Origin of the sequence: Niallia sp. Kr1, from assembly GCF_050389805.1 — a bacterium.
Classification (GTDB): Bacteria; Bacillota; Bacilli; order Bacillales; family Cytobacillaceae; genus Bacillus_BD.
Map to the genome: position 1 here is coordinate 2603047 of NZ_CP130945.1, position 13847 is coordinate 2616893.

Below are 13847 nucleotides of genomic sequence, written 5' to 3' on the forward strand. Positions count from 1 at the left end.
AAAAGTTACCACCTAAACCCCATTTAAAAATTGTCTGTTCTACCTAAATTAACATTCAATAGAGTGTAGAACAGACAATCTTCCTTCATTTTACCTCACTATAACTTTAACTTTTGTAATATACCATAGACTGTTTAACAAAAACTGGAGGGAATCTTCCAATTTCTTGATTTAATATGGTACCCCTTTTTCCTTTTTCATTGGTTTTACTGTGGTTTTGTCTAAAAATCTAGTCGAATTAACCTATAATTTATCATAATACTAATTTACAAGTAGTTCTAAATAACGACAAATTTTTACATAAAATTAATAGTAGATTAATAGTGGAACTATACAATCTTAAAAGGGAATCGTTTGTTGTTTATTAAAATTTTGGTAGGAAATTGTTAATATCAAACATTCACTAAATGGTTTATCAGTAAACAAATTATAAATAAAAATAGGAGGATAATTAAAACAAAATTACTAGAATCTGGGGTTTAGAAAGGTTATTTAAAGTTTTGCATTATATTAAAACAAATATGTATTCGAACTAGTAACTAATACCCTGTATTCTATTGCGGCATGATAAACCTTTTTGTCTAGTAAAATTCCCTATCACGAAAGCACAAACGTTACAATCTTAATTCCTACATAATTTTTAATCAAACTAAAAGGGGGAGAACGTGGCTTGAGGAGTAAGAAAAAGTGGCAAAAGCCAATGAACATATTGCTATCGGCGAGCTTATTAACAAGCATGGTCGTGCCGACATTCGCATCTCCGGTAGAGGCAGCAACCAATAAAACAACAACAGATCTGTTGATTTCGGAGTACATTGAAGGAAAAAGTTATAATAAAGCGATTGAGCTATACAATGGAACTGGCACAGAGATCGATTTAAGTGCTTATACTCTCGAACACTATAATAATAGTGGAAGTGCATCTACAGGTACTAAAACGACAGATAAGGTATTAACTTTAAAAGGTACACTTGCAGCTGGTGACACATTTGTAATTTCCCGCGATGATGCAGATCCAGCTATTAAAGAAGTTACTGATTTTGTAGATACAAGCAAACAAGTCATTAATTTCAATGGTAATGACCAAATCGTCCTTAAGAAAAATGGAGAAGTTGTTGATTCAATTGGACAAGTTGGATCTGTAGAAGATGTTCTCTCAGACGTGACTCTCGTAAGAAACTCTGATGTTCTAACAGGCGACACCATTATTGATGATGCTTTTAATCACAATAAGGAATGGACTAACTTAGGAAAAGATGTATTTACAAATATAGGCCAATATGGCGATTCAAACTCTGAAGAACCAAAAGAAGATGAACCAAAAGATGAACAAGAAACACCACTAGAAGTGATTACTATTGCAGATGCTCGTAAGGCAGGAGCAGGAGCAACAGTAGCCTTTGAAGGTATTGCTACAACTCATTCTGGTCTTTGGGGTTATGATACCTTCTATATACAAGATGATACAGCAGGTATGCTTGTTTTCAGCAGCCCGAAAGATGTTAAACCTGGAGATAAAGTCAAAGTTACTGGTAAATTACTAGAATATAAGAATGAATTAGAGATTGATCCAACAAATGTTGAGATCCTTTCATCTGGAAATCAACTTCCAGCAGCGCAATCTGTTACGAAAGTAGATGAATCAACACAAGGTGAATTAATCAAATTAGAAAATATTACAATCGAGAATTTAACGAAAGATGGATATGGAACGGCTTCATTCCAAGCAGTGTTTGAAAACGGTGAAAAAGTAAACGTTATTCATGATAATCGAACAGGCTCTGATTATGATGAACTAGTTAAACATTACAAAGAAGGCGACAAGGTTCATCTAACAGGAATTGGTTCTATTAATAATGATGGATTTCACTTAAAAACTTTCGGTCTTGAAAGCTATGATTTAGTCAATAAACCAGACGTATATGCTAAACAGACACAAGGAACTGTTCCTGCAGGTACAAAAATTGAATTGAAATCAGGTACTGATGGTTCTGAAATCTATTACACTACTGATGGTTCAAATCCTACAGTTGATAGCAAAAAATATGTGGAACCTATCTCATTAGAAATAGGTGAAACCATCATTAAAGCCATTGCGGTTTCAGGTGAAGATGTAAGTGAAGTATTTAGCTTTACTTACAAAATCTTAAATACTGAGGGCGTAAAAATTCGTGATATCCAAGGCAATGGACATGCTTCCGAATATGAAGGAGCTTCAGTTCAAGACATTACAGGTGTTGTAACTCACGTTGACGGTTCATCTAGATTTGTAATACAAGATGTTGACAATCCTGATGATGACATTACCACATCAGAAGCAATTGAAGTATACAAATCTTCTCATGGAGTTTCTGTTGGTGACAAGGTTTCTGTTGACGGTGTAGTAGTTGAGTACGGTAAAGGTAATGAACTAACAAAAACACAAATCGAAGCAACTGATATAGAAAAAATAGGAACAGACGAATTACCTGAACCCCTTGTAGTGGGTAAAGACATCAAACCTCCAAACAAAGTGATTGATAATGATGAAATGACATCATTTGATCCAGAAGAAGATGGCATTGATTTCTGGGAATCCGTTGAATTTATGCGTGTTTCATTCCCAAATGCGAAAGTAGTGGGACCTCCTTACTCAAGTGATGTTCCGATTGTTGCAGAAAATACAACAAATAACAAATTTAATGTAAACGGCGGTCTAAATATTGCCAAAGATGATTATAACCCTGAAAAAGTCTTCCTAGATAATGTTGGTAGTAAAAATTACCAATCAGGTGATCAATTCAAAGGCGATGTTGTTGGTGTTATTTCTTACTCAAGCACTGGCTATCAACTATTAACAGACAAAGAAAACCTTCCTGAGGTTACAAAAGCAAATATTCAACCAGAAGTAACACATATTGTACCTGAAGAAGATAAATTAACTGTAGCAACTTACAATATTGAAAACTTCTCAAATAACAAATCAAACACACCAGATGATAAGGTTGCTAAAATTGCAAAATCTTTTGTTACTAATATGAAATCTCCTGACATTATTACACTTGTAGAAGTACAAGATAATGACGGGGAAACGGACTCAGGTAATACAGATGCTTCAGAGAGCTACACACGCTTAATTGAAGCGATCAAAGCGGCCGGTGGTCCTACTTACAAATGGACAGATGTGGCTCCTGTAAATAATGATAATGGCGGAGCACCTGGTGGGAATATCCGTGTAGGATACTTATATAATCCTGACCGCGTAACATTAGTTGAAGGAACAGAAGGTAAAGGCTCGCAAGCTAATGGTTGGACTGAAGAAGGTAACTTAACACTTAACCCAGGCGTAATTGATCCTACTAAGTTCCCTGATACACGTAAGCCAATCGCTGCTGAATTTGAATTTAAGGGTGAACGTGTAGTCGTTATTGGTACACACTTGAATTCTAAAGGTGGAGATGAATCTCTTTGGGGTTCCAATCAACCGCCTAAATTGAACTCAGAAGCTGAACGTCTTGGCTTAGCGAAAGCGATTAATGACTTCATTGATCAAGGACTTGCAAAGAATCCAGACTTAAATATTGTTCTTGCTGGAGATATGAACGACTTTGAATTCACACCAGCACTTGAAACACTTAAGGGTAATGTTTTAACCAATATGGTGGATAAAGTACCTGCTGAAGATCGTTTTTCTTATTTCTTCCAAGGAAACAACCAAACTTTAGACCATATTTTAGTATCTGATAATTTAGTACCTGGAACTACAGCTGATATGATTCATATCAACGCGAACTTTACCGAAGAACAAGGACAAGCATCTGATCACGATCCTGTTTTAGTTCAAATTGATTTAGGTGATGATTACGACTTATCTATTATGCATACAAATGATACACACGCATCATTAGACAATATGCCTAAGACGGTAACTGCTGTGAAAGAATTTAGAGAATCAAATCCTGACGCACTCCTTCTTCATGCAGGGGATGCATTTACTGGAACTTTGTATTTCAATGAATTCAAAGGTGAAGCAGACTTAGCGATGATGAACTTAATGGACTTTGATGCAATGACATTCGGAAATCACGAATTTGATTTAGGTTCTTCGCAAGAAGGTCATCAAGCATTAGTTGATTTCATTAAGGAAGCAAAGTTCCCATTTGTAAGTGCAAACGTTGACTTTTCAAAAGATGCAAAATTTGCAGGGATCTTTAATAATTCGATCACAGACCAAGCTAAAGATGGTCAAATTTATAATGGAGCTATTAAAGAAGTGAACGGTGAAAAAGTTGGGATCTTTGGCTTAACAACAGAGGAAACAGCTGCAATCTCAAGTCCAGGATCTATCGCATTCGAAAATTATCTTGAAGAAGCAGAAAAAGCAGTAGAAGCTTTTGAAGCACAGGGTGTTGATCGAATTATCGCATTAACCCATATTGGCTATGATGATAATGCAGCTATCGATAATGATATAATTCTTGCAGAAAAAGTCGAAGGTATTGATGTCATTGTTGGAGGACATAGCCATACAGCATTAACTGAACCAGTGGTTGTCGAAGAAGATGAAACACCAACTATTATTGTTCAAACGGGTAATGCGAACAGCAACCTAGGTGTTTTAAATCTTGAATTTGATGAAAATGGTGTAGTAGAGGCTCATGATGGTGGATTGGTTAAAATTGCCGATCAAAAGGATAATCCACAAGCAGCAGAAATACTGGCACCATTCAAAGAACAAGTAAATAAAGTAGCGCAACAAGAAATCGGTGTTACAACTCAAGTAGCGTTAGAAAACCCACGTACAAATGGTGATAACACAAAACCAAGTGTACGTAAAAACGATACCATTCTTGGAAACTTGATTACAGATGGAATGCTTGCAAAAGCAAAAGATTTCACTAAACAAAATGTGATTATGGCATTCCAAAATGGCGGTGGAATTCGTGCGGCCATTAATGAAGGACCTATTACAGTAGGAGAAGTCATCACCGTCCTTCCATTCGGTAATACGTTAGCAACAATGGAAGTAACAGGTGCCGAGCTAAAAGAAGCATTTGAAATCAGTTTAAGCAAATATCCAGTAGAGAATGGCGGTTTCTTACATGTATCTGGTGGAAAAGTGGAATTTGATTCCTCAAAACCAGCAAAGGAACGTGTAGTTTCTGTTAAGTATTTAGATCAAAATGGTGAGTATGTAGAAGTTAAAGACGATGAAACCTATATCATTGCAACCAATGCATTTACTGCTAAAGGTGGAGACGGCTATGATGTCTTTGCAAAAGCTTATGAAGAAGGACGTGTAACAGACTTAGGTCTTTCCGATTGGGAAAACTTTAGAGATCATTTAGTAAGCTTGGAAACAATTCCTACTGAAGTTGAAGGTAGAGTTGTTGATGTAAAAGGTTACTCAGAATTAACAATCATGCATACAAATGATACCCATGCATCTCTAGATAATATGCCTAAAACGGTAACAGCAGTAAAAGAAGTAAGAGAAGAAAATCCAAATGCATTACTTTTAAATGCAGGGGATGTTTTCACTGGAACCTTGTATTTCAATGAATTTAAAGGTCTAGCTGACCTAGCTCTCATGAATCTTATGGGCTATGATGCGATGACTTTTGGTAACCATGAATTTGATTTAGGTTCATCAAATGAAGGACATCAGGGTTTAGTTGACTTTATTAAGGGAGCTAAATTCCCATTTGTAAGTGCAAACGTTAATTTTTCACAAGATGATAAATTTATAGGAAGATTCAATGATTCTATCACGGCCGAAGTAGAAAATGGTCAAATTTACAACGGAATTATCAAAGAAGTAAACGGAGAAAAAGTCGGGATCTTTGGTTTAACTACTGAAGAAACAAAAGAATTATCCAGCCCTGGATCTATCACTTTTGAAGATTATATTGCAGAAGCAGAAAATGCAGTTGCTGCTTTTGAAGAACAAGGAGTCAATAAAATTATTGCCTTAACTCATATCGGTTATGACGATAATGCAGCAATTGATAACGACTTAGTTTTAGCAAAAGAAGTTGAAGGCATAGACGTTATTGTTGGTGGACATAGTCATACAGCATTAGCCCAACCAGTTGTTGTAGCTGAAGACGCAACACCAACGGTTATTGTTCAAACAGGAAATGCAAATAGCAACTTAGGTGTGCTTGACGTTGAATTTGATGGAAATGGTGTTGTCGTTGAACATGCTGGGGAATTAATCGCAATTGGCGAACAAACTGAAGATCCAGAAGCTGCGGCATTGTTAGCACCATACAAATCTAAAGTTAATGAAGTGGCGCAAGAGGAAATCGGAGTAACAGCTCAAGAAGCGTTAGAAAATCCACGTACAAATGGCGATAATACAGCACCAAGTGTACGTAAAAACGAAACAATTCTTGGAAACTTGATTACTGATGGAATGTTAGTAAAAGCAAAAGACTTCACTAAGCAAAATGTGATTATGGCATTGCAAAATGGCGGTGGAATTCGTGCAGCCATCAATGAAGGACCGATTACAGTAGGAGAAGTCATCACTGTCCTTCCATTCGGTAATACGTTAGCAACAATGGAAGTAACAGGTGCCGAATTAAAAGAAGCATTTGAAATCAGCTTTAGTAAATACCCAGGTGAAAATGGAGGCTTCTTACATGTATCTGGTGGTAAAGTGGAATTTGATTCTACGAAACCAGCAAAAGAACGTGTAGTATCTATTAAATATTTAGATCAAAATGGTGAATATGTAGAAGTTAAAGACGCTGAAACCTATATCATTGCAACTAATGCATTCACTGCTAAAGGCGGAGATGGTTATGATGTCTTTGCGAAAGCGTATGAAGAAGGACGCGTAACAGACCTAGGTCTATCAGATTGGGAGAACTTCAGAGATCATCTAGTAAGCTTAGAAAGTATCCCAACAGAAATTGAAGGTCGAATTGTAGATATTAGCGTTGACCCAGGAGAAGAGCCAGGGAAAGAACAAGAACCGGGTAAGAACCCAGGCAATAAACCAGGAGAAAATCCAGGAAACAAACCAGGTGAAAACCCAGGGAATAAGCCGGGAGAAATTCCAGGTAAAAACCCAGGTGAAAAGCCAGGGAATAAGCCAATCGAGAAGCCTGGTCGATCAGATGAGGCAAAAGAAAAGAAACTTCAAGTTGCTAAAAAAGGGAACAAGTATACAATAAGCGATGATGCACTTGAAAATCTTGAAGATGAAGCAACCGTTGTTGTAGAAGTAGACAATAAAACAAATGCAACCATTGCACTTTCTAAAGGACAAATTCAAGCTTTAAAAGATGCAGGTGCAACGATTGAGGTAAGTAATGGAAATGTAGATGTAGAAATTCCTGCTTCTATCCTTCCATTAGCAGAAAATGTAGATATTAAGGTAAAGAAAATGGAAGTAAAAGGATCACTGGGTGTTTATGATTTTACCATTGAAGCAGATGGTAAATTGCATTCAAAGTTTAGTGAAAAAGTAAAACTTACCTTTAAAGTGGATCCAAAACAAGTTAAGAATCCTGAAAATGTAAAAGTATATTATTGGAATGAAGAACAAGAAAAATGGGAACTTATCGGTGGAGAATACAAAGATGGTGAAGTATCAGCTTATACCGATCACTTTAGCACATATGGTGTATTCGAAGTTGAACCAGATTCTCAAATGGTTCCAACTCCAAGTGATTACGAACTTCCAAACACAGCAACAAATGCTTTTAACCTGTTACTAGGTGGAATCATTTTGGTTTTAGCTGGAGGAGCTCTATACTTGGTTAAGAGAAGAAATAATTTAAATTAATTAAATTGGGTGACAGGTTCTTCCATAAATTGGAAGGTGCCTGTCACCCTTTTCGATTATATGATACTATTTTATTTAACTTAATCTTAAGGGAGAAGATCGGATGTTGGATAAAGTTCGTTTATTAGATGCAACAAACATGTTTGAAAAGCAGTTTTCTTATAATCATTATAATGGTTTTGATTTTCATTTATTGCCTTTTGATATAAAATTAGGAACAAATCCTATTTTGATTTCTGCACCACATGCAGTTAATCATATCAGAAATAATAGGGTAAAAAATGCGGATTTGTATACCGGAGCGATTGCTTCTATTGTTCAGTCTTATACCAATTCTTTTTTAATTTACAGTAATCGAATTTGTGATGAAGATCCTAATTACACAATTGGTGGACAGTATAAATCAGCTCTAAAAAATCTTTGTAACAATAACCAGATTGATTATATAGTAGATTTGCACGGTGCTTCTCGCGAGAGAAATTTTGATATTGATTTGGGAACCATGAATGGGGAATCAATCGATGAGAATAGCATTAATAAAATCATCAATATTTTCAGAGAAAACGGTGTGAAGGACGTAAAGAATAATGCTGCTTTTACAGCCAGCCACCCTGGAACAATTACCTCTTTTTCAAAAAACACTTTACATATAAAAGCCGTTCAAATTGAAATCAATCGTTTTTACCGTGATCCAAATCATTTTGAGGCTTATGCGAGTTTAATTAAATCATTGATCGAGATCATCGAACATTTAAAGAAGGGATGACTATTTTTGTGTCGGACAATCAATTTCAAGTAATGAATGAATTCTCTTACGTGGCCAAATTACAGATTGATATTCATCCAGAGGACTTAGAAAGAATTCATTTAACCAATTATCTTTATGTAAAAGTCGAATCTGAAAATGGACAAATCGTAACCTGCATGTTGATGGCTAATTCGAATGTAGAAAAAGGGAGAGCCAAAATTTCAAAAAGGTGTTTTGGAAAAATTGGTTTCAATACATATGTGACCATTCAACCTCAACCCTTTCAATTCGTCAAAAGAGGCATTCCAAAGGTAGAAAATATCAACAAACCTTTTGTCTTAGCTTCTGAAGAATTAGTTGACGAATTCTCAAATAACGTTGAACTTATCAATATAACAAACGGATATCGAATGAAGGTGAAATTACAAAAAGCAACCCATACGGCAGATTGCGATAAAGTCTTTTTAAATCGATATCATTTGCTTTTACTAGAATTAAATGGGGATATTCAGAAAAAATTGATCATTACTCGTGCTGAAGAAGATACCAAAAAGAAGATCGTAAAGAAATTGCTTTTAGGGGCAAAAAGCTTCTATTTCAAACTAACACGCAAAATAGGTGATTTATTTATTGGATATCGGGAATTGGATTTGCGAGTCGGTTATAATTATCCTTTCGATGAAACGCGTACCGTGACTCGCATGCACCCTAATATTAGAAAGTTTTTAGGTGTTGAAGAGAATGATAGACTCATCATCTCGTATAATCAAAAAAGCAAAAAGTTGCCAGTACTTGATTTAGACCCAGAGAATGTGAATGAAGTCATTAAAATTGAAGATGATAAGACAAAGTTTATTGATAGCCATTTATATATTGGAATCCCGGCCACCACAAGAAATCAATTAGGCATTCCTAACATCGGTTCAGTGATAAAAGTGAGAAGAAGTATGAAGTTTATCTTATTGAAACATATTAATAAGTTGATCTTACCTTTAATAGCGCTTTGGTTTTCCATTTTCAGTATCATTAAAGCCAATAGTTATCAAAATATCATCAAGATCATTCTACTAATCATCATAATTTCACCAATCGTCATATTTGCCTCATTGTCAGAAGAGAGAGCAAAAGTAAAATAAAGTTAGGTGCCAGGCACCTTCCAGAAACTGGAAAGTGTAACCTAGAATAGTAAGAAGGTGTATCATGACAATCAAAACCATGAAAGAGGCAGAAGATCTTATTTATCAATCTTATTTAAGAGCCATAAACCATATAAACGAAACAAAAGATGCGAAAGTAAAAAAGCCTGAACTAACTAGAGAATTATTTGACCATCTAGGCTCACCGGACCAAAATCAAAAGTTTATTTTGGTTACGGGCAGTAAAGGAAAAGGATCGACTTCAAGATTTATTTCCTCCTTACTAAGTCATTTAGGCTTCAAGGTCGGATTATTTACATCCCCGCATTTAGTTCGTTTTAATGAACGAATTCGAATCGATGGGAAAGCCATTTCTGACGAAGACTTTGTTAGATTGAGTAACAGACTCGTTGAACCATTTCAAATGATTGAATCAGAATTGAAATCGAATGAATATCAAGGACCGATTGGACTCGCACTTGCGATTGCGATAATGTATTTTAAAGAAAATCAGACTGACATCAATATTATTGAATGTGGTCGAGGTGGGTTGTATGACGACACCAATATTTTACAAAATGAATGGGCTGTGATTACGCCGATCATGGAAGAGCATCTCATCAATTTAGGACCAACGATTGATGACGTCATCGACCATAAACTAGACATCATTAAGAATGAAACGAAATTCGTCTATTTAAGTGAACAGCATGAACATTTACCTAAAGTTTTGGGAAAAATACATGAATGGGGATTGAACCAATTGTCCACATATGGAAAGGATTTTATTGCTAAAAATATCGCAATCAGTGCTAGAGGCACCATTTTTGATATTGAAACGTCGAATCATACCTACTGTAATCTTAAGCTGCCTCTTTTAGGTAGTTTCCAAGCGATAAATGTTGCTACGGCTGTGAAGCTTTGTGAAGATATTCTCGGAGAATCGATAGATACATCGATTTTAAAAGAATGTTATGGTCGTATCCAATGGCCTGGAAGGTGTGAAATTATTGATCAGCACCCAACGGTCATTGTTGATGGGGCAATCAATGAAAAATCTGCAAGATACATCGAAGAGGTAGTGCGAAAAATCAATTGTAATCATGTTGTTTCCGTTGTAGGGGTCCCCGAAAATAAAGATTATAAAGGAGTAATTCGGGTTGTAAGTGAATTTTCCCAGAAAATCATAGTCACCAAACCCGATATTTCGCATTTAGTTTTTCCTGAAGATGGAGGCAAAGTTGCAAAATCATTTTTAACAAATTCGGTCGAAGCACCCATACTAGCGGAAGCAATACAATTAGCAAAACAAGAGCAGGGAGTGGATACCATTCTCATCATTGGGACGCAGACATTAATTGCCAACGCAAAGCGTTTGTGGAATCAAGATCTAATGGATATTGGGAAGTAAAGAGAGGAGAGCTTAATTGATTTCATATATAAACCAAGCAGCTACGAATCGGGGCTGGAGCATCGAGAAAATGATTGAATCTGGTGATTATTTAACGAAATATACGAAAGGAGACCTTTCTTTCTATTCAGATGGAATATCAACCATCCCGGTTAATAGTCAAAATCACAGTATTGCAACGAATAAGGTACTGACGTCGGTTATTCTTGAAAAAGAAGGAATTCCATGTATCATGACACGCGAAATTCATCTAAAGGATCCTCGGGAAGTTGGAGAATTGTACGATGTGTTTTCTGAAAAAGGGACAAAAAAAGTTGTACTAAAACCAATTGATGGCAACAAAAGCAAAGGATTAACCTCCTTTGAAACATTAGAGGAGTTAGAAGAATTTGCGAAAACAATACCGAAAGAGAAAAGATACTGCATCTCAAGCTTTTTTCCGCACCTTTGTGAATTGCGTTTTATCCTATTTCGGAAAAAGGCTGAATTGTATCACTTGAAACCAAATAATATTGATAATCCATTACGACCGATCATCGATAAACAAGTTGATATTTCTGATAGTAAGCTAAATGAGTTGAGGGAAAAGGCTGAGAAAATCGCACAACATTTGGGATTTGATTATATAGCTGTCGATTTCTTAATCGGGGAAACAGAAGAAAAGGTAATCGAGGTAAATCTGAATCCGAATTTATATTCATTCATCCGATCGCATCCTGATTCTTTTCAAAGAGTTGTAGAATTATTTGAAAGAATGTTTGATTTTAAAGAAGAATTACTAAAACTTCATGTATAATGAAATAAGTGCCTAGAATGGATTTGGATGTCTAGGCACTTATTAGATTTTATATTTTCAGAATAATATAAATAAAACGATAACTATAAAAATAAGGAGAAAAATACAATGAGAATGAAAGATAAAGTAACGATCATAACAGGTGGTACGGGAGATATCGGTCTTGGTATTGCAGAAAGAATCGGCAAAGAAGGATCAGCAGTAGTTCTAGCAGATCTTAATCCTACAGCCGGAGAGAAAGCAGTTGAAAGATTACAAGGCGAAGACATTAAAGCCATCTTTGTGCAAACAGATGTAGCCAATGAGGAGCAGGTCATCCATTTAGTCAAAACAACTGTAGAACAGTTCGGCAAAGTAACCAATTTAGTCAATTGTGCCGGGATGACAAGTCGTAAATCCGTTTTAGAATTAAGTCTAGAAGAATGGCATAAAGTGTTTGCTGTAAATTTAGATGGACCATTTTTATTATGCAAATATGCCATTCCAGAAATCGAGAAGAATGGTGGCGGATCAATCGTAAATATTGGATCATGGCACGCTGAGAAGCATATGACTCGCTCATCTGCTTATGCGGCTTCAAAAGCAGGCTTACTTGCCTTAACTAGGCAAATGGCTTTAGATTGTGCTCCGTTAAATATAAGAGTCAATTCTATTTGTCCAAGTTCTGTAGATACTCCGATGTTTCAAAACTTTGTCCAACAAGCTTCAGATCCTGAAGATGCATTAAACCAATATTTACAATTCCAACCATTTGGTCGATTAGGTACAGTTGAAGACATTGCCCATGCTTGCTTATTTATGTTATCACATGAAGCCTCCTATGTAAGTGGTCAGAACTTAATGGTCGATGGAGCGGCGATTCAAAAAATCGCCAGACCGCTTAGCTGGGATTGATTAAAAGAAAAGATATTATTTTTAATCATTAAAAAGGGCACTCTCCGGTATTGGAAAAGTGCCTAGTCATTCGTTTATATTTTTAATGATTAGAAGGATTAACCGATTGTTGCAATGGTATTTTCTTTTTACGTCGTTGTCTGATAAAGGTTTCTAGCGTTCCTGACCCCATAATTACCCCTGTTACGATCAAGAGAAAACCGAGCAAGTGGGCAGGTTTAATCGTTTCTTGGAGAAATAATACAGCTCCAACAACAGAGAAAAGGGTGTTCAAGTTAAGAAATATGGAAGCTGTTGCCGCACCAACTCTACCGATCGCAAAATTATAAATCATTTGTCCAACAGCAGTTGATAAAACCGCTGAAGCAAAAAATGCGATCCAAATGGAAGAAAAACCTTCTACAAATGTAGATAAACCAGCAGGTTCCATTCCAAAACTAATGATTAAAAGGAAAATAGCTCCGACAAGTAGCATATAAGCCGTTAATAAAAGGGCCTCCATTGTTTTCGTTGCTTTATTAATGACAATAAACCCAAAGGATTGAATAAAAATAGAAAGAAAGATTTCTATATCACCAATACTTACTCCCTGAATTTCCCCAGTACCAAATAGAACGGTCAAGCTAACTCCAATACTTCCAAGAATAAAACCAAGCGCTGCGATAAAAGTAGGTATTTTTTTGAAAAAGACCATTGATAACAATACAGTTAGTAGGGGGCCCATTCCCAAAATTAAACCAGCATTTGTAGCAGAAGTCTGTGTTAATCCGATGGCTAAGAAGAAGTGATGAGCAACAATGCTTGTGAGAGACCCACCAACAATATATCCCCATTCTTTACCGCGTGGAAGACGAATCTTGCGGGTCAGCCCAAGAATGAGAAAAACGGTAAATGCTGCGAAGAAAAGGCGAAAGGCTGTAGCCGTTACTGGTGGAACGTGGTTCACAATCATTTTTACAAAAGAAACATTAAACCCCCAAAAAACCATATTCACAATTAAAAGTAAATAAACCTTTGCTGAGCTCATTCACGCCAACCAACCTTCCTTTATGTCATAACTTTCATTTTAGCACCAATTATGATTT

The 13847-nt window shown here is 36.0% G+C and carries 7 protein-coding genes; 6 read left to right on the forward strand and 1 reads right to left on the reverse strand.

The features are described from left to right. Positions 1 to 670: 670 nt before the first annotated feature. From Q5760_RS12570 to Q5760_RS12595, 6 genes are all read left to right on the forward strand, one after another. Complete coding sequence (locus Q5760_RS12570; RefSeq protein ID WP_428907991.1) at positions 671 to 7777, forward strand: 5'-nucleotidase C-terminal domain-containing protein; 7107 nt, start codon at positions 671 to 673, stop codon at positions 7775 to 7777. 103 nt (positions 7778 to 7880) lie between these two features. Continuing rightward, positions 7881 to 8543: a hypothetical protein gene (locus Q5760_RS12575; protein ID WP_428907992.1), complete on the forward strand. Its 663-nt coding sequence runs from the start codon at positions 7881 to 7883 to the stop codon at positions 8541 to 8543. Positions 8544 to 8551: 8 nt separating this feature from the next. Continuing rightward, a complete protein-coding gene (locus tag Q5760_RS12580; protein ID WP_428907993.1) occupies positions 8552 to 9661 on the forward strand; it encodes a hypothetical protein in 1110 nt (369 codons plus the stop codon). Positions 9662 to 9725: 64 nt separating this feature from the next. Beyond that, positions 9726 to 11072 (forward strand): bifunctional folylpolyglutamate synthase/dihydrofolate synthase, encoded by a 1347-nt coding sequence (locus Q5760_RS12585; protein WP_428907994.1) that lies wholly within the window; start codon positions 9726 to 9728, stop codon positions 11070 to 11072. Positions 11073 to 11088: 16 nt separating this feature from the next. Next, on the forward strand, positions 11089 to 11868 hold the full coding sequence (locus tag Q5760_RS12590) for a hypothetical protein (protein WP_428907995.1): 780 nt from the start codon (positions 11089 to 11091) through the stop codon (positions 11866 to 11868). A 108-nt stretch (positions 11869 to 11976) separates the two neighbouring features. Further along, the gene (locus Q5760_RS12595; RefSeq protein ID WP_428907996.1) at positions 11977 to 12762 is read left to right on the forward strand and encodes an SDR family NAD(P)-dependent oxidoreductase; all 786 of its coding nucleotides are present in this window, start codon (positions 11977 to 11979) and stop codon (positions 12760 to 12762) included. An 82-nt stretch (positions 12763 to 12844) separates the two neighbouring features. On the opposite strand, the gene Q5760_RS12600 is transcribed toward Q5760_RS12595, so the two are convergent. Further along, positions 12845 to 13789: a DMT family transporter gene (locus Q5760_RS12600; protein ID WP_428907997.1), complete on the reverse strand. Its 945-nt coding sequence runs from the start codon at positions 13787 to 13789 to the stop codon at positions 12845 to 12847. Positions 13790 to 13847 lie beyond the last annotated feature (58 nt).